Genomic DNA, 21,984 nt, shown 5'->3' with positions numbered 1-21,984 from the left:
TGAATTTACTTGTTTCAATTGTCGTTTATCCAGTTTTGAGTGAACAAACACTCTACAAAAGAGGGTTTCAAGACGCAACGCAATGCAAAGTGTATTGGAAGCCGAACAAGTCTAGTGATGATGGCGAAGAGGTCACACCCGTTCCCATACCGAACACGGAAGTTAAGCTCTTCAGCGCCGATGGTAGTTGGGGGTTTCCCCCTGCAAGAGTAGGACGTCGCTGGGCACAAATAAAAAGTCGTTACCGAGTTAATCGGTAGCGGCTTTTTTGTCGTTTATGAGAGAAATATTAGTTAACCGGATGCTTTAAGAGAATTCTCAAATCAATCTGTCGTTTATCATGGTTTTTAAATGCTCTACTGCATGTTTTACTTGCTGATTTGATTAGAAACAGACACAATATGAAGTATTAGTATAAAAATAGAGGGGGCCTTATCTTTGGTTGTAATATTAGCAGTAGACGACGATGTACATACACTAGATTTAATATCTATCTATTTGTCACAGACAGGATACCGAGTCATAAAAGCTACGAATGGTCAGGAAGGAATAGACTCAATAGAAAAAGAAATACCGGACTTAGCTATTGTAGATGTAATGATGCCTGTGATGGATGGTCTAGCTCTAACAAAGCTAATTCGAGAGCAATATGATTTTCCAGTTTTATTACTAACGGCAAAAGGACGTTTAGAAGACAAAGAAAAAGGATATTTAGCAGGATCCGATGATTATTTAGTGAAGCCGTTTGAACCGAAAGAGCTGTTGTTTCGTATTCGGGCAATTTTAAGAAGGTATGATAAAACAAGTGATGCTAATATTCAAGTTGGAAATATGTTAATTAATCGAAAGAGTTTTGAGGTTCAAGTTGGAGACGAGACACTCGTCCTTCCATTAAAAGAATTTGAATTGTTATCTAAGCTAGCTTCGAAACCGAATCATGTATTTACGCGTGATCAGTTAATAGAAGCGGTGTGGGGAATAGACTTTGAAGGGGATGAACAAACGCTAAGTGTACATATAAAAAGGATACGTGAGCGTTTTTCTAAAATCCTTACGAATGTTGAAATTAAGACAGTTCGTGGAATTGGATATAAATTAGAAGGAACAAAAATATGAGAACTTTATATAGTAAATTTGTTTGGATGACGCTCCTTATAATGTTTATAAGCGGAACTAGTGGATTTATAATAGTAAATACTTTTTATCATCAGAATTTAAAAGAGAAAAATGATACCAAAAATGTGCTAGTTGCACAATCGATTGTGGGATTCATTGAATCATCGAATGAAACTAGCCTAGATCCTCTTTTACGGGCTATTGGAGAAACGGGATACCAAATATACGTTGTAAGTGAAGAAGGAGAAAGAAGAGCATTTGGTGGACCTTTTCGTTTGCAAGAAATTAGCCAGTCTATTGTAGATAAAGTATTGGATGGAGAAATATATCATGGGATGCGTGAGTTCCCGAAAGAAACATTTCTAACAGGCTATTTTTCAAATGAATTAACGAATACTGTGGGAGTACCTTTTTCGTTTGAGGATAAAAAGTATGCGCTGTTTCAAAGGCCCAATATCAAGTTTTTATTTAATGAAATACATTTGCTCTTAGGGGGCCTTGCTGCTGCGATGGTTGTTATTAGCATTATATCAATGTTAATCGTAGCTAAAAAGATGATTGATCCTTTGGCGAAGTTAACGAAGGCGACGTATAAAATTGCAAATGAAGACTTCCAAGTGCCAATTCCAGTTTATCAAAGGGATGAAATTGGTCAATTGGCGGATAGTTTTCGAAATATGGCGAAGCAATTAGAAGCAAGTGACCAATATAAAAATGAGTTTATCTCTCGGGTATCTCATGATTTTCAAACGCCTTTATTAAATATACAGGGATATGCGACTTTACTTGAAAATGAACAATTGAGTATGTCTGACAAACTAAAATATACAGCTATTATTCAAAAAGAGGCAAAACGTCTATCTAGTGTAACGAAGCAGTTATTGCTCTTAACATCATTCGATCAATCTAATAATCGTGCAAAAAAAGAAGTATTTCGGTTGGATGAGCAACTAAAACAGGTTATCCAAAAGTTTAGATGGTTATTAGATGAAAAAGGTATTTCTATTTCAATGCAATTAAAAGAGACGGAGATTCAAGGAGACACGGAACTTTTGGAGTATGTATGGGAAAATCTTATTTCCAACGCTATTAAGTATAATCATTCCCCTGGTGAGATCCAAGTTAAAATGGAAGATGCTGAAGCATATATTAAAGTTATTATCCAAGATACTGGTATTGGGAAAAAGGACACGAACTATGAACAGTGGACAGAACGATTTTACCGTGAGGATTCAGCAAGATCGACACAAGTAGAAGGAAGTGGATTAGGCTTATCTATTGTAAAAGAGGTAGTAGTGTCGCATAGTGGGATGCTTTCATTTGAAAATGTTGAGCCACATGGAACGAAAGTAATTGTTCAACTAAATAAGCTGTAATTTGCCGTTCACCTTCCGTTCATCTTTATCATGTATAGTTACCTTACAAGCGGAAAAATAGGGGGAATTTGATATGCAAGAAAAATGGAGTTTACGGTTTATACGAGCAGGAGCACTTTTTGGTTTACTAGGTGCATACCTTGGATCTCATATGGCAGGGGCGGGTTCATACGCGTTACGCCCAATTCATGCACATATTTTGTTAGTTGGTTGGTTATCATTATTTGTATACGGACTGTTTTATCGTGTGTTTAAAATCACATCACCAAAGTTAGTAGCGGTGCATGGTTGGACAGCTATAATAGGGGCAGTTGGGTTAACTGCGGGTATGTACTTACAATTTTTACAGCCGTTTAATATTAGTGAAACCTTTGCTTTAATAGCATATATTGTAGGCGGTACAATACTACTTATTAGTTTTGCCATTTTTGTTCTTGTAACATACAAAATAGAAAAACAAACTAAGTAAAATAGAAAAAGCTGAAGGAATTGTCATTAGACAACCTTCAGCTTTTTCTTTTTCCGTATATCTGCATAAGTTGGAATGGTCATACCAGTTAAAATAACGAGTATACCAACAACTTGCAGCCACGATAACGTTTCGCTTAACACGATAACAGAAACCATAACGGCAACTGGTAGTTCCATTGCGCTTAAAATAGAGGACATTGCTCCTCCAACTTTCGGTACAGCAATGACAAAAAAGTAAATTGGAATAATTATACCAAGCAAACCAAGGGCTAGCCCATAGATAAACAAGGATTCCGTAAATAATTTGCCGTTCCATACAATTTCCGGTGTTTGGAACAGGGCAATCATAATCATTGCAATAAAAGAAACGAGGAATAAACGTGTTGTCGTATTCATTCCATCGACTTGTTTTGCATTGATGTTCATATTAAGAGCAAATGTCACGGCAGCGGCAAATCCATATACCCAGCCTCTCCAGTCAATTCCACTCAAGTCAACATCGAGGACACCAGCAGCTAGAATTGTACCTACAAATAGGACCAGCAGAGAGATAAACTCTGGTCTTGTCGGCAATCGTCTTCTCACAATACAGTCAATAAGCGTTCCAATCCATGTAAATTGAAATAACATAACAACTGCAAGAGAAGCAGGTAAATAAATAAGCGCTTGTCCATAAACAATTCCTGTTGCAGCAGTAAAAATACCAGCTAATAGAATAACTTTAAAACCACCATGGAAACGTGGAAGCTTTCTCTGTGTTGCCATATATAATACTGTTGCCAATAAAAACCCGATTATATATTGACTAGAAATCGCTTCAGAAGCTGAATAACCTTCTCCAATTGCAAGTTTCACCATTGTCGATAAAGTACCGTAGCAGCTAGCAGCAAAAACCACCATAAGAGGGTAAATCCATAATTTCATTTACTCTACTCCCTCGTGTGGCCCAACTGTTTTCACCATATGATGAAAAGGCTCTCCAATAATTGTCCAAGGACATATCGTAGTAAATCCAAGACGATTATACAATCGAATAGCGGCATCTTTTTCTGTCTCTACATTTAGAGATAAACTTCCACCACCGAAACCTGCTACTAATTGCTCGGAGAATGTTAAAAGTTTTGTACCAATACCATGTCCACGATAAGTAGGATCGACGACTACTGTGTCTATATACCATTCCCCTGGTAAAGTTTCAGAATCTATTTTGACCGTAGTACCTTTTTTAGCAGAAAGATAATCCTCTAAATTTGCATCTAGCGTAATTACCTGTTCAGCAGAATAAAATACGAGTACACCGGCAACTTTGCCCTCCATCTCTGCAATGTACGTGTATAAATAGGAATGTCTATTATCCGTGCGTGTAAATAAATTGATGAATTCTTTTGTAATTGCAGCCTCTTCCGTTTCTCCGGTCATTTGCATAGAGATATCGCCAATGGCTTCCATTATGAGCGGAACTGCAACTTGTGCATCTTCTTGTCGAGCTTTTCTTATTAAAATATCCATTTTCAATCACCTTCCAACTTATAATTATAACATAACAGCCAAAAAAGTTATTAATTCAACGCCTTTCAATAAAATTAGAATTAATTTAGAAAAGTTAAAAACTTTTTGAAACCTTTTTGTTCTATATGTAGTAGAATAGAAGAAACCAAATAAAGGGGGAAGTATAATGAGTTTTGATTCAATTCCTTGGATGCTTATTTTGCCATTACTAGTTATTCAGCTTGTTTTAGTTATAGTAGCAATTATTGATCTCGTTCGAGTAAGAAGTACAAATGGACCGAAGTGGCTCTGGGCAATCATTATTATTTTGGGGAATTTACTTGGACCAATTATCTATTTCATTGTAGGGAGGCGAAATGAATGAACACTTTATTACATGTTGAAGCTTTAACAAAAGCATATGGAAGTGAAGTAGCGGTAGATCATGTTTCATTTTCATTGAATAAAAACACATCTACGGCATTAATCGGACCGAATGGAGCAGGGAAAACGACGACGTTGTCTATGCTTGCTGGATTATTGAAGCAAACAACAGGAATGATTGCTTTAGATGGTGTGCTTGCTGCGGATATTCGTAAAGAGATTGGTTTTCTTCCACAGTATCCCCAGTTTTACTCGTGGTTAACAGCGTTGGAGTTTACAGAAATGACAGCGAAGCTTAGTGGAGTGGATGCGAAATTAGCGAAACAAGAAGCGATAAAAACGTTAGAGTTTGTTGGACTAAGTAGTGTGCTAAATAAAAAGACAGGAACTTTCTCCGGCGGGATGAGACAGCGTTTAGGATTAGCGCAAGCAATTGTGCACAAGCCAGCATTATTATTGCTAGATGAGCCTGTGTCCGCGTTAGATCCGATTGGTAGACGAGAAATTATGAATTTATTGAAGAAGTTACAAGCTACAACAACGATTTTGTATTCGACACATATTTTAAATGATGCAGAGGAAATGACGGATCAGTTGTTGTTTTTACGAAAAGGTCAACTAGTAGAGCAAGGCTCGTTAAAAGAAGTTCGTAAAAAGTTTGAAAACCCGATGTATAAAATGTATTTTCAAGATAGTGAAGAAGCTGCTCAATTTGTGGAAGCATCTCCATGGCCAGCAAGACAGGAAGGTTCGATTGCGTTTATTCATATTGAAGATGCAAAACCAGCGATGAATGAAGTATTGCTTGAGCTTGCAAATAGTCATTTACAAGTGTTGAAGGTAGAACGAGCATCGGCTAGTTTAGAAGAAATCTTCCTACAGGTGGTGAATAACGTATGACAAATTTTTCGGTTTTATTTCAAAAAGAGTGGAGAGAAAATGTACGTAATTTTAAAATTCTCTGGATTCCATTAGTGTTTTTATTGATAGGTATAACGGAACCTTTGATGAATTATTATTTACCACAAATATTAGGTGCAGTAGGAAATATGCCAGATGGAGCAGTTTTTCAATTACCTGAATTTACACCAGAGCAAATCTTAATGACGACAATCGGGCAATATCAAATTATCGGAATGCTTGTAGTAACGCTTGGATTTGCAGGAATTATTGCTAGAGAACGAAAAAATGGAACAGCTACTTTGCTATATGTTCGTCCGATTTCGTATTTTAGCTATGTAAGTAGTAAACTATTTATAATGAGTATTATTGTAATTGGTAGTGTAATTCTTGGAATTTTGGCAAGTCTATATTATACGTATATTCTTTTTGGAGCTGTGGATGCAAGTTCATTTATCGGATTTTTAGGAACGTATATTGTGTGGTTATTGTTTGTGATTAGCATTGTGTTGTTTTCTAGTGCAGTTTTTTCAACAGGAATAGCATCAGCAGTTTCGTTATTACTTGTTATATTTGCGCAATTAATCGATGGTCTGCTCGGGACATATTGGACAATCTCCCCATATAAATTGCCGATGTATGCAGGGTATGTTTTAACCGGAAGTGCGGATGTAACACCATTTGTATGGAGCTTAGTCGTCACAATTCTTGTGAGTGTCGTACTTATTATTGGTGCAGTATTTTTTGCTAAAAGAAATGTAGCAAAAGCAAAAATATAAGAGATGTGAGGTGAAGGTAGATGGAAGTTCGTAATTCAGATCGATTTATCACGGCTTATAATAAAATAAACGAAGCAATGAAAGATATTACCGAAATACAAGAGCATCTATCTTTTTTCCGATTGATTGATTTGGCAAAAAAGAAGAGTGCCATTATTAGGAAATATGAAGCGGATTTACGTGAATACGGGGACTTGCGCAACGCCATTATACATCACCGCACATCGACCGAATATGCAATTGCAGAGCCTCATGATGATGTAGTTTTGATAATGGAAGAAATTTCAGCTACTTTAACGAAACCAATAACCGTAGGAGAAGCATTCCAAACGAAAGTGACTACTTTTCAAGGAACAGATTCATTAAGCTATGCATTGAAAGTTATTAAGGAAAGAAAGTATAACCAATTTCCCGTCTATGATGGCACAGAGTTTAGGGGATTGATTACGCCAGTTGGTATAACGAAGTGGCTAGCAAGCACAGTTGATTCGGAATCTTTTTCTAGGAAAAAAACGACTTTAGATGAGATACTGGAATATGAAAACAGTAGAGAAAATCACCAGTTTATAAAAAGCGATGCTTCTATTTATAGAGCGGAAGAAATGTTCAAAATCGCGATTGCTAAGGGACGTCGTTTAGAAGCGTTGCTTATAACGGATACTGGAAAATCGAGTGAAAAGTTACTCGGGATTATTACCCCGATGAATATGCTGCAAGTAGACTAAAATAAATCCCCCTAGTTTCAAAAAATGACATATATTTTAAGACAATTTAAAGTAGAATGAAAGTAGCAATAAAAATGTCATATATAATATGGAATGGGGGATTTTGTATGGAATCTTATGAAACAGAAAAAGAGCAAGGGTATCAAAACAGTGCTCGTCAAGAAACTGCAAGTGAAATGACTGTAGGTAATTGGCTTATTACAATGCTTATTATGATTATCCCGGTTGTGAATATTGTTATGTTATTTATTTGGGGCTTTGGAAATCCAGATCCACGACGTAATTATGCACGAGCATCCCTTATTTGGATGGCTATTAGTATAGTACTTGTTGTTATTTTTTATGGTGCTTTAATGGCATTGTTTTTTTCATTTAGTTCATATTAAATAATATTTCTTGGGAAATAACAATTTAAGACAAGTGGAGTATCTCTGTTATGGACAGCAGGGGTACTTTTTTAAATGAATATTAAAAAGGAGTACCATTATGAAGATAGTATTATTTGGAGCGACTGGTCGTGTTGGTAATGAAGTGCTTTCGTTGCTGTTGGAAAATAAATATGAAGTGACGGTGCTGGTACGAACTCCAGAAAAGTTAAAAACACATTCCCAATTAACTATTATACAAGGAAATGCTTGTGTGAGAGCAGATGTGGAGAAGGCAATTTCAGGTGCAGATGCAGTTATAAGCGCACTTGGGACCGATCAATCTACTGTATTAACGGAATCGATTACGCATATTATTTACGTAATGACGAAACTTAATATTAAGCGAATCGTCACTATTGGAACAGCGGGCATATTAATTAGTCGTGAAAATCAAAATTTGCTAAAATATCAATCAGCTGAATCAAAGCGCAAATCAACCGTAGCAGCTAAAGAGCATCATAAAGTATATGATCTTTTAAATACTTCTGGTTTAGATTGGACAATCGTATGCCCAACCTATTTACCAACAGGGGCTGAAACAGATGCGTATATAGTAGAACGCAATCTACTACCGTTAGGTGCGGTTCAAAGTACAACAGGCGATGTGGCTTTGTTCGCATACAACGAATTGGTAAAAAAAGAGCATGTTGGGTATCGAGTAGGCTTGATGAGCCCGAAGTAAGATATTCAATTTAGGAGTAATTATATGAAAAAGTGGCTCGTACTTTTAGGTGTAATAGCGGTAGTATTATACACCGGGAACAAATGGATTCAAACAACGGAAATAACAATCGAGTCGGAAAATTTACCACCTGCATTTGATGGCTTGAAAATTATTCAAGTTTCCGATTTGCATGATGCAACATTTGGGGATAGACAATCAAAACTGCTGAAAAAAATCGAGACTGCTAAACCGGATCTCATTTTTATAACAGGAGACCTCATAGACAGCAATCGATATGACCTACAAAATAGCTTAGATTTAGTGGAGCAGCTCATTTCCCTTGCACCTATATACTATGTGACCGGAAATCATGAAATTGCGACAAATGATGTAGTACATATTAAAACTTCTCTTTCTGAGTTAGGTGTTATTGTTTTATCGAATGAAGAAACAGTAGTCGAAAAAGAAGGAGAATCGATACGTATTATTGGTATCGAAGATCCACTCGCTGGGGTACCTGTTGCAGAGGCACTAAGTATATTTGAACAGCAAGATAATTTTACATTGACACTTTCACATCGGCCAGAGACGTTTTCAGATTACGTGAAAAATGGATTGGATGTAGTATTTTCCGGCCATGCGCATGGTGGACAGTTTAGAATTCCTGGATTAGGCGGACTTGTAGCACCAGGGCAAGGTTTATTTCCAAAGTATACAGCAGGTGTATACGAGGAAAATGAAACAAGTATGGTTGTAAGTAGGGGATTGGGTAATAGTGTTATTCCAGTAAGAATTTTTAATACGCCTGAAATAGTTGTTGTGACACTACTTTCAAAATAAAAACCCCTACTCGGGGTTTTTATTGTGTAATAAGTCTACTGTATAATCTCGAATTGTTGTAACATTGCATAAAATCTTGCTCCATGACCTTCTGCTGCTTCTAAGAAATACTTTTCCGTAATGACAAAGCTGCCACCGTTTTTATTATCTAAGATGTACACATTAGTGACGGGACTGTCCCATGAAGAACCAGAAATTCCATGAAGTTTATAGCCTTCTAATGGGTCCTGTACTGTTTCTGTTGCAGTTACATTTGTGTATTCAGTAGGTAATTTTACTTCTAACATAGCGAGCATTTCTTCGGAAGTTTTATCCTTGAATTGCTCGATTTTCATAGAAACTTCTGGATATTTTTCTTCTAATGGCTCTTTTGTTGTAATAATATCAAAGGTTTCACCTTGTACTAATTTGTATCTTTCCTCATCGATATAAATGATATATTCTGAGTTTTTTCCTTCTTGCAAGATGACGTCCGTTTCCTCTTCCGTGCCTTCGATGCTTTGCGTTATTTGTTTCTCAGGCACAAAAAGATCTTTTATCTGTTTAATAAATGCCATCCCTGTGTCTGTTTGTGTGCTAAACAATAGTGTTACGACAGCTGCTGCCACAATAATAATAGGAATAATCTTAGACTTCTTTTTCCCCTTTTTTTCTTGGAAGAGCTCTTGATCTATGTGATTCCAAATATCCTCTTGTAATGTATTAGAAGAATCCTCTGTATGCTTGAGAATTTCTTTTTTTGCTCGTTCATCCATTTGGTCCATTTCATTTTCCCCCCATTTCAATCAGCGCTAATTGATCTTTTAATAAGTTTCGGCCGTTAAATAACCTAGATTTCACCGTGTTTTGGTTCAAATCTAAAATTTCGGCAACTTCTTTTTCTGAAAATCCCTGTATATATTTTAATAGAAGTGGAATCCGGTACAGGTCAGACATGCTTTGAATAATTTCGTATAAATCTGTAGCATCTTCTTTTGATGCTTCCAACATTTCTACTGAAGACGGATCAATAGGTATAGTCTTTTTTTCTTTATTTAATAGTCGATTGCATTCATTGACCAAAATACGATAAAACCATGCGCCAAATGAAAGCGTGGAATTATAAGACGATATATTTCTATATACACGGATAAAAGTTTCCTGAACAGCATCCTTTGCTAGCTCCTCATTTCGTGTAATTGCTTTTGCTGTTCGGATGGCATAATTTACGTATTCATCGTACAAATGACGGAATGCCTCTTTATTTCCTTTTTTTATTTTCTTAAATATATCTTCGTTCATTTTTTTCACTCCTTTCACTTATATATACCCATAAAGAAGGCGATAAGTTTAGTGGAAATAAAAAAACTGCTTAAAGTTTTTACTTTAAGCAGTTTTTTCTTTATTTAAACCAGCCTTTTTCCTTAAATCGAGCAATTGCTTCGATCCGATTGCCAACGTCTAGTTTGTCTAATATAACGGAAATATAATTTCGGACTGTGCCGGTTGTAATGTAGAGCTCGCTGGCAATTTCTTTTGTGTTTTTTCCATCGGCAATCAACTCTAACACTTGGCTTTCCCGTTCTGTTAAAGGGTTCTCGCCCTCCAGTGCAATATCAACAAGTTCAGGCGAATAAATACGGCGACCGTCCATAATAACTCGGATTGAATTAGCTAACTCCTCGCTAGGGCTATCCTTCAATAAATATCCACCGACGCCTGCTTTTCGCGCTCGTTCAAAATAACCCGATCTTGCAAAGGTTGTTAATATAATTACTTTGCATGGATCTTCCATTAACATTTCCGCAGCATCGAGGCCACTTTTAATCGGCATCTCAATGTCCATAATACATATATCTGGTTTTAGCATATGGATTAACTTCAGTGCTTCTTCACCATTGCTAGCTTTCCCAACAACTTCCATATCCTCTTCTAAATCTAAAAGAGAACCAAGGGCTCCTAACATCATTCGTTGGTCTTCGGCAATAACAATTCGAATCATGATCATTCCTCCTGTGTCGTTTGTTGAATAACGTTAGGGACGCGTATATTGAGCGTCGTCCCATGCTTTGTATGTATATCTAAGCTGCCATTTACAAATTCTAAACGCTCTTTTATCCCACGAAGTCCATGTCCCTTGGACCAATCTGTTTGTATATTTAATCCTACTCCATTATCATGCACTTTCAAAACAGTTTCTTTTGCTGACTGCTTAATCGAAATCGAACAAGAAGTAGCTTTGCTATGCTTTACTACATTAGTTACGACTTCCTTTAAGCACATACTTAGCAAGTTTTCAACGAGTAGAGGAGTATTGGAGAGTTTAGGAGATCCACTTACTTTGCAGGAAATTTGCGCAGCAAGTAAAATTTGCTTAATACGAAATAACTCATCTTCTAATTTAGTGCCTCGCATATTCGTAACAAGTTCGCGTACTTCCTTTAAAACTAATCGAGCTGTTTGATTAATATCATTAATTTCATTTTTGGCAGCTTGAGGGTTTTTTTCTATTAAACGATTTGCCAAGTCACTTTTTAAACCAATAAGTGCAAGTTTTTGTCCAAGTGTATCATGTAAATCACGTGCAATACGTTCTCTTTCCTCTATTATGATAAACTGAGAGATTCGTTTTTGAGCATCTTCTAGTTGACCTTCTAGCAGCTCCCTTTTGTTTCGGTTATAAGTGTTAAATGGCAATAAAATCACACCGATTAAACAAATTAATAAGAAAGGAAGATGAGAAAGGAATAATTCCGTCTGCGATATAAATCCAATAATTACAGCTACAATAGTTGCTACTAAATGCAGGCTATAAATAATGAAAAACCCAACCTTTTGCTGGATATTGCCGATAAAGAAAGAAAGGAAAATAGAAAAGTATATATAGCCGAACAAAAAAGTCATCATAACGCTAATTGCAATTTCAATAAGTACGCATACGTATAAAAACCACCCAGTGGAAGTAAATGATATTCGATAAGCAATAAAAAACAATGCAGTAGCGATTAGTCCAAAAATAATTCCACCTAATGCAGAAGATTTAAAAATAAAAAAGAAAGGAAGGATGAAAAAAATAGCCCATGCATAAATACTTAGCCAAGGATACTTCGGAAGAATTTGATACCATTTTGGCAATTGCGACACCTCTTTAATTCATATGTGTATCTTAGCAAATTAAGAAAGTATAAGCTTTCATACTTAGTAATTGTCTAGCCATAACGCCAAGCCCCTCGGGGCAGGCATAGGCGCTTCTGCTTTTCTTTATTATAAAGGAAAAACCATTCCTGTCTAAATTGGAATGGTTTCTTCTTTAGATAAAGCCTATTTGCTTTCGATACTTGTGCTCTTTGCGCTTAATTTTACAGCATTTTTAGAGTTTTTAAGCAAATGTTTAATTTCTCTAAAGCTTACAAAACTTTTGTTTTCTTCATCAAACAAACGGAAGCGAATCGATTCTAAGCTTTTACGAAGATTGATCGTTGTTGCTTTTTGTAAAGGTGGAGTAGATTCATGTGCTCTTTCCAAGTTGTAGTTAGGAACTCTTGGGCTTAAGTGATGCACATGATGGAAACCAATATTTCCAGTTACCCATTGTAATAATTTTGGCAGCTTGTAATAAGAGCTTCCTTCGACTGCAGCTTTTACATAGTCCCAGTCTGCTTCATCTTCAAAATAAGAATCTTCAAATTGATGTTGTACATAGAATAACCAAATGCCTAATGCACCAGCTACGAAAAGAATCGTACCTTGAATGATAGCAAATGCTTGCCATCCGATTAACCAAATCATTAGTGCGTATAAAGCAACTACCGAAACGTTTATCAAATACGTATTGTTACGCTCTTTTTTGCGAGCATCTTTATTGTTAAAACGATTACTTACTAAAAATAATAATGCTGGACCAAAGCCAAACATCACGATTGGATTGCGATAAAGTCTATAAGAAAATCGCTTCATCGGAGAAGCTTCTACATATTCGTCTACAGTCATCATCCAAATATCGCCGACACCGCGTTTGTCTAAGTTACCGCTTGTTGCATGGTGGATATTATGCTCGCGTTTCCACTTTTCATACGCAAATAATGTGATAATCCCAGTGATTGTCCCAGTAATATTGTTTGCTTTCTTATTTTTGAAGAAAGAACCATGCGTACAGTCATGGAAAATGATGAAGATGCGAATGACAAATCCGGCTGCGACAACAGCTAAGGCTACTGCTAACCAAACGGAAACATCTAAGCTTAAGTAAGCTAAAAACCACAGGATGAAAAATGGTGGGACTGTATTAATAAGTTGAAAAATACTCTTCTTTAGTTCAGAATTTTCAAAAGGCTTTACATTTTTACGTAATTCAAGCGTTTTTTCTCTACTCACAACTTATTCCTCCTAGACAGAATCATTATCTTAACTATAATGAAATACTGCTATTAGGAGTAGGCATAAACGTCAAGTCATAAGTATGACGAATATCATATAGGTCAGATAGTACAAACTAGATGTCCAGTTGACTACTCGATGACCAAAAAAGCGTGCTCCCGCATGGCTTTCAGCTTGGTGCACCTGACGATTCGCTATTGGTGCAAAAAAAATCCGCTAATTCCGCTAGAGTTGCCGCTTTGAACTACATTCCATCTAATTTTGAAGAATGTAGTCATATTCTTTCTAGTGTTTTTACGAAGTATGCACTTCTTTGCTTTTTAGACAGTAAAAAGCGAATCTAATCTGTTTAGAATAAAAACAATTAATTATTCAGTCCTTCGTGTTAAATAGGTAAAGCTGGTTTTTACTTATACAATGGATCAACGTGTAGAAGTGTCCTTTGAAAAAATACAAAGAGCCGCCAAAATGCATCTTTGGCGGCCTCCATATTATATAGAATGTGACTTGCTTCTCCAATTGCCAAAAGCACTTAACTGCTTGGTACTGAATTTTTTGGCGAGCGGAAGGCGGACATTTGCTATACGATGATCGACCAACAAGTTAAGTTTTTCCGTTCATCATATAGCTCAATGGGAAGCCTAGAGCGAGCCGGAAACTGCAACGCTAAGAGTTTTTACTTAGCGATCACGTTTTAATAAACGGACAGTTTCATCAAATTCTTTCTCAATCTCAGCATTTGGTTTGTAAGTCAATAAGCTAACAACGACTGTAGCGATTAATCCTAAAACGAAACCAGGAACGATTTCATATAAAGAATCAATTGATAATAAAACGAAATCTGGAAAGATTCCATCTAATGAAACTGAAAACTTGTCAATTGTTTCCCAAACTAAAACAGTTACTGCACCAACAACCATACCTGCTACTGCGCCAGAAGAGGTAATTTTTTTCCAGTAAAGTGTTAGCAAGATGACTGGTCCAAACGAAGCCCCAAAGCCTGCCCATGCAAACGAAACAAGCTGCAGAATTGTATCATTTTCTCCCCAAGCAAGAATTGCTGCAGCGATTGAAACGAAAAGTACTGCCATTCTTCCAAGATTCACATATGTTTTATCCGGAGCATCTGTTCTAATAATGGCTTTGTATAAATCCTCGACCAAAGCAGAAGATGTTACAATTAGTTGAGATGCGATCGTACTCATAATTGCCGCTAAAACGGCTGCAAGCATAAGTCCAGCGATAAATGGATGGAAAATAACTTGTCCCAGTGCGATGAAAACAGCTTCTGGACTAGTCAATGTTGCATCTGGATTTTGTACGAAGTAAGCAACACCTACCAAAGCAGTTGCAATCGCCCCACCCAAACTTAAAACCATCCAACCAATACCGATTCGACGAGCTTGTTTTGTTTCTTTAACAGAACTAATTGCCATAAAGCGAACAATAATATGAGGTTGACCAAAGTAGCCAAGTCCCCATGCAAGAGTAGAAATAATACCTATTGTTGTTGTCCCTGCAAAAAGACTCAAATGCGAAGGATTAACAGATTTGATAGATTCTACAGTTTCACCAATTCCACCTGTCATAAATACTCCAACAACAGGTATAGCAATAAGAGCTAAGAACATTAATAAACCTTGAAGGAAATCGGTGTAACTTACTGCTAAGAAACCTCCGAATAATGTATATGCTACTACAACTGCCGAAACGATTAGTAATCCAGTATGATAATCAAGACCAAAAGAGCTTTCGAAAAATACTCCTCCTGCTACCATTCCAGAAGACACGTAAAACGTAAAGAAAAGCAATATAATAAGGCCCGAGGCAATTCGTAATAAGTTTGACGAATCCTTTAAGCGACTTTGTAAATAACTTGGAATTGTAATGGAATTACTCGATACTTGTGTGTATACACGTAGTCTTGGTGCAACGAATAACCAGTTTAAATAAGCACCGATGGAAAGACCGATTGCAATCCAAGCTTCACCCATACCTGAAAGATATATTGCTCCAGGTAACCCCATTAATAACCAACCGGACATATCGGCAGCTCCGGCACTCAATGCAGTTACAGCTGGTCCAAGTGAACGTCCACCGAGCATGTAGTCTGTAAGGTTTGCAGTTTTTCTATATGAATACCAACCGATAATAAGCATTGCGGCCATATAAATAATTATGGCAGTTAATTGATAAGCTTCTGTTGACATAAAACATCCTCCTTCCTCAAACATAATACCATGTCAACCGATATGGTGCATAGAAAATATGGAAATGTCACATTTTACAAGTACATTATTCTGTTAAAATAAACTAAAAGAAGCAAGAAGGGAGCTATTCCTATGAAATTTTTTCACACCGCAGATTGGCATTTAGGAAAATTAGTACAAGGTATCTACATGACAGATGAACAGCGATTCGTTCTCAAACAATTCATGCAAGCTATCGAAACAGAGAAACCAGATGCCATTATTATTGCAGGCGACTTATACGATCGTGCAGTACCACCGACAGAAGCGGTGAATTTATTAGATGAACTATTAGCAGAAATCGTTTTACAACATAAAGTTCCAGTATTAAGCATCGCTGGTAATCACGATAGTCCAGGTCGTTTAAACTTTGGAAGCCAATTAATGAAAGAAACTGGTTTGCATATGGTTGGTCAATTAGAGAAAGACTTAAAACCAGTTGTTATAAATGATGAACACGGTGAAGTACATTTCCACCTAATACCATACGCTGATCCCTCCCAAGTACGTTTTATATTCGAAGACGATCAAGTAACAACGCATCAAGAAGCAATGAAAAAAATCGTACAAGAAATTGAAAAAAAGTTAGATTCGACAAAAAGGCATGTATTTGTAGGACATGCTTTTGTTACTCCTCACGGCCAGGAAGAGGGGAATACGAGTGATTCTGAGCGTCCACTTGCAATTGGTGGAGCAGAATATGTGGATGCTGCATTATTTAACAGCTTTCATTACACTGCGCTTGGACATCTTCACCAAGCACATTATGTGTTAAATGAAACGATTCAATACGCAGGATCTCCATTAAAATATTCCATTTCTGAAGAGCATCATAAAAAAGGTTTTTATATTGTTCATCTGGATGATGAAGGAAAAGTCACGCTTGAAAAACTATTACTAACACCTAGACGAGATATGCGCACAGTAGAAGGTTATATGAATGCAATTTTGAAGCACTCTGTCAGTGAAGATTTTGTATTCGTAAAGTTGCTAGATGAAACACCCATTCTATCGCCGATGGAGCAAGTTCGCACAGTATATCCAAATGCGATGCATGTAGAACGAAAAACGTTTACATCTACACCAGAAGAGGGTGAGAAGCCTGTTTCTCGCAGAAAGATGGACGACGTTACACTGTTCCAAGCATTTTATACGGAAGTGAGCGGGAAAACCCCATCCGAAGAAACAGAGGCATTGTTTAAAGAAGTGTTAGATCAATTATTAAGTGATGAGCGGGAAGGAGGAAGTGAAGCGTGAAACCAATTCAATTAAAAATGACTGCGTTCGGCCCATATAAATTTACGGAGACAATCGACTTTTCTGAGTTAAAAGGTAATCGATTATTTGTTATTTCGGGTGCCACTGGCGCAGGAAAAACGACGATTTTCGATGGTATTTGTTTTGCGCTATATGGATATGGTAGCGGAGAAGATCGACGTGATACGAAAATGATGCGAAGTGACTTTGCTGCAGACGAAACACATACATCCGTGGAGTTAACGTTTGAAATACATGGTCGTGTATACCGAATTTTACGCCAGCTTCCTCATGTGAAAAAGGGGAATAAAAGTGCAACAGGCGAACGATACGAATTTTTCGAAAGGAAAGGATCAGGTGAAGTGCCTGTAGTAGAAAGACAAATTGTTTCAGAAATTAATAAAAAGATAGAAGACATCATCGGTCTTTCACTCGATCAGTTTAGTCAAATTGTGATGCTACCACAAGGAGAGTTCCGAAAGCTACTTACCTCCCAAACGGAAAATAAAGAAGCTATTTTACGTAAAATTTTCAAAACTGAACCGTATAAAATGATAAGTGAACGATTAAAAGACAAAAAGCTTCTTGCTGAAGCGGAATTAACAAAAGAAGAATCGACTCGAAATAGCTATACAGAACAGATTGTTGCTTCTTTTCCAATGCGAGATTCTAGCGTCTTTCAATTGATTGGGTCTGGAAACTTTAACTTGTTCCATTTAATCGATGCATTAAAGGAAGAAACGGCTTTTTATTCAGCAAAGATACAGGAAGATGAACTTGCTTACCGTAAAGCATACGCCAAGCATTCTGATAAACAAGCAGCTTATCATGAAGCAAAAGCAGTGAATGCACGATTTATCGAACTGGAAGAAAAGAGCGAGAGGCTAAAAACGCTACAGGAGCAATCTGTAGAATATGAGCAAAAACAGCGTCAATTAGAAGCTGCGGAACGAGCGAGTTCTATTGAACCAATAGAAGTTTATTATAGTGAATTAAAAGCGGAAGCACATACTAAACTCCAATTGCTAGAAGTGTCGAAAAAAGGTGTCCTTCTAACGGAAGAAGCTGCAAAACGAGTAGAAAATACGTATACAAGTGAGGATGCTAAAAAAGAGGAACGGGAAAAAAGCGTAGAAGCACTCATTCAGTTAAATGCGTTACTGCCTTTATTTGAAGAACTTGAAGTAAAAAGAATAGAAGTGCTTGATCTGGAGAAGCAGGCTACAGAACTAGCAGATCAAGTGCGACTAAAAGTGAATCTTTTCGCAGCGGAAAAAGAATCGCATAATGCGCAAAAAGAAAAAATAGAGCAATTGGAGCAGTTAGTAGAACCGCTCGATGAAAAAGTACAGCAACTGACATTATTACAAGCGCAATTTAATGGGCTACAAGAATATTTGGCAAATGAAAAACAATTGAATGCATTTCAAATAGAAGAAACGAAACAAGAGCAAATTTTTCAAGTAATGTTGGAAGCTTATCGTTTGGAAGAACGAAAGTGGATGAGCAACCAAGCGAGTATTCTTGCATCCCAACTTCTTTCTGGGGAAGCATGTCCGGTTTGTGGAAGCACGGAGCATCAGCTAACAGGAGTCGACATGCATGAACAGGCCATAGACGAAGAAGAGCTAAAACAATTAAAAGAACAACTTAACAAGCAAGAGTCTAGCTCTTTAACAATCCAGGCAAAAAAAGAAGCAGCAGAAGAAAATGGCCAAAAGCTTACTGCAAAACTAGACGAGCTTCACGTATCTTTAATAGAGGCAAATCAGCTGAAAGAAAGTGTTGAAAATCTTCAAGTTGAAATAAAGAATCTTCGTGTAGAAAAAGAGAAACTTAATTCACAAAAAGAGATATATAAAAATAATTTCCTAAAGTTAGAGAAACTAGAGCAAGAAAAAGTGAAGATGGAGACAATTTATCTACAACAAAAGAGTCAGCTAGAGCAAGTAAAAGCAGTGTACGAATCGAAACAAACTGCCATCCCAGCTCATATTCCAACATTAAATGAACTGAAAAGCCAAATTAGCATGGCAACGGGGCATAAAGAGCAACTAGAAAATGATTGGAACATTGCCCAAAAGCAGCTTCAACTGGCAACAGAAGCTTTTACAAAAGCGCAATTAGCACTCGAACATGCTGTAATGGCAGAAAAAGAGACGAGTGAAAAATGCAACAAAGCCTACATGCAATTGAATGAAGCATTAGCGAAGTCTAGCTTTGGCTCGATTGAAGTATACGTGAAAGCTAAACTGTCTGAGGGCGATCGATTTACTTTAAAAGAATGGTGCACCTCGTATAAGCAAACACTTCATACATTGACAGAACAAGTGAGAGAAGGAAAAGCTCAGCTTGCAGATAATGAAAGAGTTGAGCTTGCACCGATGGAAGATGCATTAGTGCAATTAAAAGAAGCATATGAACGGGCATTAAATATGTTAAATGGCTCCAAAGATTATGAGCAAGCAGGCTTGAAACTGGAGGAAAAGATTACTTCTACAAGTGATCGAATTACTATTTTGGAGCAGCGAGTGCATCAGATAATCGACTTATATGACGTACTAAGAGGGCAAAATCAACAGAAAATATCCTTTGAACGCTATATTCAAATGGAGTATTTAGAACAAATTGTCCAAGCGGCAAATGAACGATTGAAACATATGTCAAATGGGCAATTCCAACTGATTAGAAGTGAACGTCAAGAAACACATGGTAAGCAAAGTGGTCTAGGGCTAGATGTATATGATGCCTACACAGGACAAACAAGAGACGTCAAAACTTTATCAGGTGGGGAAAAGTTCAACGCTTCTTTATGTTTAGCATTAGGAATGGCGGATGTTATTCAAAGCTTTCAAGGCAGTATTCGAATTGATACGATGTTTATCGACGAAGGATTTGGTTCATTGGATGAAGAGTCGTTGAACAAAGCAATCGATACACTAGTCGATTTACAAAAATCTGGACGGATGATTGGTGTTATTTCACATGTTGCAGAGTTGAAGGCAGCAATGCCAGCTATTTTGGAAGTAGAGAAGCAAAAAGAGGGGTATAGTAAAACTAGGTTTGTTGTTAAATAGGGAGTTGCGGTGGTTTGATTCGACCGATTCTTCACGGTATTCAACCGATTATCTGAAATAATAAATCTATACCACTTTTTTCAATGTAAAACGAGGTTTGTTGTTAAATAAGTCTAGGTGAGAAAGGGGAATGGTTTTGTTAACTATGCTTCCAATTATTCTTTTGGGTATAAGTATTTCTCTTGGTATAGCGTTATTGATTAAAATGAATCGAATCCAGGAAAATAAAGAGAGGTTTCCTCTAATAATTGTATTAGGCTTCGCTCTCCTTAGTTTTTTTATGCTTTTGTATTCTGAATTGATATAGGTTGAGATTAATATATTCATTTTAAACGTAAACATAGTCATTTACTACAGAAATGACTATGTTTAAGTAAAAATAAGGTAGTTAATCACTATCAGAAACAAATAAACATAGTCACTTGGCGAACAAATGACTATGTTTATTTTATTTGTATTATATTTTATTCGTTATACAAAATCGCTTCAAAGTCCTCTACATTGTTGACGCCGACCGAACTAAAGCCAGAAAAGCCATCATGATCAAGAACAGTAGGGTCTGCGCCGGATTCATAAAGAAGTGTAGCTAAATAATAATTTTCATTGTATAAAGCGGCAGTTAGTGCGTTGGAATAACTATCAAACGTATTTGGATCAGCACCTGCATCTAGCAATATTTGTGCAATCGAATCATCATTCATATACACTGCGTGAAGAAGTGCAGTAGTTCCCATAGAATCTGCTTCTTCTAAATTTACCCCGCTTGCAATGAGATCATGTACTTGATTTTCATCGCCATTATTAACCGCCTCCATTAGAAGCGTCATATCATAATCGTATTCTTCGCTAGTGTCTGTATCAAATGTTTCTCCAAGAATACTTCCTGAAAATAAATTAGCGTAAGTAATAGCACCAGTAGTGAAAAGAACTATAACTCCAATATATGCTACAAAGAATATACCTATTAAAGCACCTACACCAAGCGCAATTTTGGATGAATTGGTGTAGTAAGATGGCGTTCCTTCTACGTCCATAAACTTACCAACTGCTTGTATTCGTTTTGGAAGAAGTGGATGACTAGATAAAACTTCACCTAACCAAACCGCCACATTAGATTCTGTATGGATTTGTTCTAAATATGCATCTTCATTCACTTCTTTATATAACTGTTTTCCGACTGCAAGAATCGTTAGTGCTTGCTTCGCAGCTACTCCATTTTGAATCATGTATGCAGCTTCACGGTCACATGTATATTCACAAGAGCGACTATACGCTTGAGATAGAAATGGAATAAACGCTGCTGGCATCGTTAATATACTTTTCCACACATGTCTGCGTTTAATATGGCTAAGTTCATGCGCGACGATAAAATCTAATTCTGCTTCGCCTTGTTCTCTAGCAAGCTCAAACACTTCTGAATAAATAACAACCATATTTCTTCCTAGGAATCTTGTTGCAAATGCATTAAAAGCACCTTCTGAATGAATAACAAATACATCAGGAACTTTTTTCAAATTCATTTGTGTGGATAGCTCAACAACTCGTTCATAAATATCGGGAAATTGCTTTTCACTAATGCGTATTCCATTACCTCGAATTGATCCAAGCATCACCATATTGGCATATAAAATAATAGCTAAAAGAACAAGTACTATAGCAATTCCAATCAATGAAACAGCGGCAAGTATGTATAAAAACAAACTAAAAATAACGCTTATAACGAAATAAGGTGTTTCTCTATTAGATGTTAACTCTCTTTGCGTCACGTATACTTCACTCCTATTCAAATATTTTTAAATTTACCAAATAGTGTTTCATTAGTCAATTAAATCTTTCACACATTTACTACCCATTACATATTATTTTTACAAGAG

Annotated in this window: 21 protein-coding genes and 1 rRNA gene; 13 read left to right on the top strand and 9 right to left on the bottom strand. The window is 36.7% G+C overall.

All coding sequences use genetic code 11. The annotated features are described in order from the left end of the window. Nucleotides 1-110 precede the first annotated feature (110 nt). The 4 genes from rrf (at nt 111) to RUH95_RS18295 (ending at nt 2,961) form a co-directional block, all read left to right on the top strand. Nucleotides 111-226: ribosomal RNA gene (rrf, locus tag RUH95_RS18310) — 5S ribosomal RNA — on the top strand. 212 nt (nt 227-438) lie between these two features. Further along, nucleotides 439-1,116, top strand: a complete 678-nt coding sequence (locus tag RUH95_RS18305; protein ID WP_313894344.1) for a response regulator transcription factor — start codon at nt 439-441, stop codon at nt 1,114-1,116. Then, nucleotides 1,113-2,492, top strand: a complete 1,380-nt coding sequence (locus tag RUH95_RS18300; protein ID WP_313894343.1) for a sensor histidine kinase — start codon at nt 1,113-1,115, stop codon at nt 2,490-2,492. Before RUH95_RS18305 ends, RUH95_RS18300 begins: the two co-directional genes overlap by 4 nt. A gap of 73 nt (nt 2,493-2,565) precedes the next feature. Beyond that, nucleotides 2,566-2,961 carry a hypothetical protein gene (locus RUH95_RS18295; RefSeq protein ID WP_313894342.1) on the top strand — a complete coding sequence of 132 codons (396 nt, stop codon included), beginning with the start codon at nt 2,566-2,568 and terminating at the stop codon, nt 2,959-2,961. A 26-nt stretch (nt 2,962-2,987) separates the two neighbouring features. On the opposite strand, the gene RUH95_RS18290 is transcribed toward RUH95_RS18295, so the two are convergent. Together RUH95_RS18290 and RUH95_RS18285 are read right to left on the bottom strand one after the other, a co-directional pair. Continuing rightward, a complete protein-coding gene (locus tag RUH95_RS18290) occupies nt 2,988-3,887 on the bottom strand; it encodes an EamA family transporter (RefSeq protein ID WP_313894341.1) in 900 nt (299 codons plus the stop codon). Continuing rightward, complete coding sequence (locus RUH95_RS18285; RefSeq protein WP_313894340.1) at nt 3,888-4,472, bottom strand: GNAT family N-acetyltransferase; 585 nt, start codon at nt 4,470-4,472, stop codon at nt 3,888-3,890. A 166-nt stretch (nt 4,473-4,638) separates the two neighbouring features. Here RUH95_RS18285 and RUH95_RS18280 point away from each other — a divergent pair, with 166 nt between their 5' ends. The 7 genes from RUH95_RS18280 to RUH95_RS18250 all read left to right on the top strand — a co-directional run bounded on the left by RUH95_RS18280 (nt 4,639) and on the right by RUH95_RS18250 (nt 9,171). After that, on the top strand, nt 4,639-4,836 hold the full coding sequence (locus tag RUH95_RS18280) for a PLDc N-terminal domain-containing protein (RefSeq protein ID WP_313894339.1): 198 nt from the start codon (nt 4,639-4,641) through the stop codon (nt 4,834-4,836). Further along, entirely contained in the window at nt 4,833-5,735 is a 903-nt protein-coding gene (locus RUH95_RS18275) for an ABC transporter ATP-binding protein (RefSeq protein WP_313894338.1), read from the top strand. The genes RUH95_RS18280 and RUH95_RS18275 overlap by 4 nt, the downstream gene beginning before the upstream one ends. Continuing rightward, nucleotides 5,732-6,514 carry an ABC transporter permease gene (locus RUH95_RS18270; protein WP_313894337.1) on the top strand — a complete coding sequence of 261 codons (783 nt, stop codon included), beginning with the start codon at nt 5,732-5,734 and terminating at the stop codon, nt 6,512-6,514. Before RUH95_RS18275 ends, RUH95_RS18270 begins: the two co-directional genes overlap by 4 nt. 20 nt (nt 6,515-6,534) lie before the next feature. Next, nucleotides 6,535-7,239: a CBS domain-containing protein gene (locus RUH95_RS18265; RefSeq protein ID WP_313894336.1), complete on the top strand. Its 705-nt coding sequence runs from the start codon at nt 6,535-6,537 to the stop codon at nt 7,237-7,239. 107 nt (nt 7,240-7,346) lie between these two features. Further along, the gene (locus RUH95_RS18260; RefSeq protein WP_313894335.1) at nt 7,347-7,625 is read left to right on the top strand and encodes a hypothetical protein; all 279 of its coding nucleotides are present in this window, start codon (nt 7,347-7,349) and stop codon (nt 7,623-7,625) included. A gap of 100 nt (nt 7,626-7,725) precedes the next feature. Beyond that, on the top strand, nt 7,726-8,349 hold the full coding sequence (locus RUH95_RS18255; RefSeq protein ID WP_313894334.1) for an NAD(P)-dependent oxidoreductase: 624 nt from the start codon (nt 7,726-7,728) through the stop codon (nt 8,347-8,349). A gap of 24 nt (nt 8,350-8,373) precedes the next feature. After that, complete coding sequence (locus tag RUH95_RS18250; RefSeq protein ID WP_313894333.1) at nt 8,374-9,171, top strand: metallophosphoesterase; 798 nt, start codon at nt 8,374-8,376, stop codon at nt 9,169-9,171. Nucleotides 9,172-9,206: 35 nt separating this feature from the next. Here RUH95_RS18250 and RUH95_RS18245 read toward each other — a convergent pair whose 3' ends face one another. The 6 genes from RUH95_RS18245 to putP all read right to left on the bottom strand — a co-directional run bounded on the left by RUH95_RS18245 (nt 9,207) and on the right by putP (nt 15,737). After that, entirely contained in the window at nt 9,207-9,935 is a 729-nt protein-coding gene (locus RUH95_RS18245) for a hypothetical protein (RefSeq protein ID WP_313894332.1), read from the bottom strand. A gap of 1 nt (nt 9,936) precedes the next feature. Then, nucleotides 9,937-10,452 (bottom strand): RNA polymerase sigma factor, encoded by a 516-nt coding sequence (locus RUH95_RS18240; RefSeq protein WP_313894331.1) that lies wholly within the window; start codon nt 10,450-10,452, stop codon nt 9,937-9,939. Between the two features lie 100 nt (nt 10,453-10,552). Continuing rightward, a complete protein-coding gene (locus RUH95_RS18235) occupies nt 10,553-11,152 on the bottom strand; it encodes a response regulator (protein ID WP_313894330.1) in 600 nt (199 codons plus the stop codon). Nucleotides 11,153-11,154: 2 nt separating this feature from the next. After that, nucleotides 11,155-12,285 (bottom strand): sensor histidine kinase, encoded by a 1,131-nt coding sequence (locus RUH95_RS18230; protein ID WP_313894329.1) that lies wholly within the window; start codon nt 12,283-12,285, stop codon nt 11,155-11,157. Nucleotides 12,286-12,471: 186 nt separating this feature from the next. Further along, nucleotides 12,472-13,524: a Delta(5) desaturase DesA gene (gene desA, locus RUH95_RS18225; protein ID WP_313894328.1), complete on the bottom strand. Its 1,053-nt coding sequence runs from the start codon at nt 13,522-13,524 to the stop codon at nt 12,472-12,474. A 683-nt stretch (nt 13,525-14,207) separates the two neighbouring features. Then, entirely contained in the window at nt 14,208-15,737 is a 1,530-nt protein-coding gene (putP, locus tag RUH95_RS18220) for a sodium/proline symporter PutP (RefSeq protein WP_313894327.1), read from the bottom strand. 132 nt (nt 15,738-15,869) lie between these two features. Here putP and RUH95_RS18215 point away from each other — a divergent pair, with 132 nt between their 5' ends. Both RUH95_RS18215 and RUH95_RS18210 read left to right on the top strand, forming a co-directional pair. After that, nucleotides 15,870-17,033, top strand: a complete 1,164-nt coding sequence (locus RUH95_RS18215; RefSeq protein ID WP_313894326.1) for an exonuclease SbcCD subunit D — start codon at nt 15,870-15,872, stop codon at nt 17,031-17,033. After that, nucleotides 17,030-20,110, top strand: a complete 3,081-nt coding sequence (locus RUH95_RS18210) for an SMC family ATPase (RefSeq protein ID WP_313894325.1) — start codon at nt 17,030-17,032, stop codon at nt 20,108-20,110. The genes RUH95_RS18215 and RUH95_RS18210 overlap by 4 nt, the downstream gene beginning before the upstream one ends. Nucleotides 20,111-20,574: 464 nt before the next feature. On the opposite strand, the gene RUH95_RS18205 is transcribed toward RUH95_RS18210, so the two are convergent. Beyond that, complete coding sequence (locus tag RUH95_RS18205) at nt 20,575-21,876, bottom strand: M48 family metallopeptidase (RefSeq protein WP_313894324.1); 1,302 nt, start codon at nt 21,874-21,876, stop codon at nt 20,575-20,577. Nucleotides 21,877-21,984: the final 108 nt, after the last annotated feature.

The sequence above is a fragment of the Psychrobacillus sp. genome, from assembly GCF_032154225.1.
Taxonomy (GTDB): domain Bacteria; phylum Bacillota; class Bacilli; order Bacillales_A; family Planococcaceae; genus Psychrobacillus.
Note: the sequence above shows the minus strand (reverse complement) of the source record. Positions and strands in the feature narration are given on the sequence as shown.

Bases quoted from the DNA above. Each gene is read 5' to 3' on its own strand.
- RUH95_RS18290 (WP_313894341.1), bottom strand. From the start codon at position 3,887: ATGAAATTATGGATTTACCCTCTTATGGTGGTTTTTGCTGCTAGCTGC.
- RUH95_RS18265 (WP_313894336.1), top strand. From the start codon at position 6,535: ATGGAAGTTCGTAATTCAGATCGATTTATCACGGCTTATAATAAAATA.
- RUH95_RS18270 (WP_313894337.1), top strand. From the start codon at position 5,732: ATGACAAATTTTTCGGTTTTATTTCAAAAAGAGTGGAGAGAAAATGTA.
- RUH95_RS18240 (WP_313894331.1), bottom strand. From the start codon at position 10,452: ATGAACGAAGATATATTTAAGAAAATAAAAAAAGGAAATAAAGAGGCA.
- RUH95_RS18215 (WP_313894326.1), top strand. From the start codon at position 15,870: ATGAAATTTTTTCACACCGCAGATTGGCATTTAGGAAAATTAGTACAA.
- RUH95_RS18300 (WP_313894343.1), top strand. From the start codon at position 1,113: ATGAGAACTTTATATAGTAAATTTGTTTGGATGACGCTCCTTATAATG.
- RUH95_RS18245 (WP_313894332.1), bottom strand. From the start codon at position 9,935: ATGGACCAAATGGATGAACGAGCAAAAAAAGAAATTCTCAAGCATACA.
- RUH95_RS18250 (WP_313894333.1), top strand. From the start codon at position 8,374: ATGAAAAAGTGGCTCGTACTTTTAGGTGTAATAGCGGTAGTATTATAC.
- RUH95_RS18255 (WP_313894334.1), top strand. From the start codon at position 7,726: ATGAAGATAGTATTATTTGGAGCGACTGGTCGTGTTGGTAATGAAGTG.
- RUH95_RS18235 (WP_313894330.1), bottom strand. From the start codon at position 11,152: ATGATTCGAATTGTTATTGCCGAAGACCAACGAATGATGTTAGGAGCC.
- RUH95_RS18295 (WP_313894342.1), top strand. From the start codon at position 2,566: ATGCAAGAAAAATGGAGTTTACGGTTTATACGAGCAGGAGCACTTTTT.
- putP (WP_313894327.1), bottom strand. From the start codon at position 15,737: ATGTCAACAGAAGCTTATCAATTAACTGCCATAATTATTTATATGGCC.
- RUH95_RS18275 (WP_313894338.1), top strand. From the start codon at position 4,833: ATGAACACTTTATTACATGTTGAAGCTTTAACAAAAGCATATGGAAGT.
- RUH95_RS18285 (WP_313894340.1), bottom strand. From the start codon at position 4,472: ATGGATATTTTAATAAGAAAAGCTCGACAAGAAGATGCACAAGTTGCA.
- RUH95_RS18260 (WP_313894335.1), top strand. From the start codon at position 7,347: ATGGAATCTTATGAAACAGAAAAAGAGCAAGGGTATCAAAACAGTGCT.
- RUH95_RS18280 (WP_313894339.1), top strand. From the start codon at position 4,639: ATGAGTTTTGATTCAATTCCTTGGATGCTTATTTTGCCATTACTAGTT.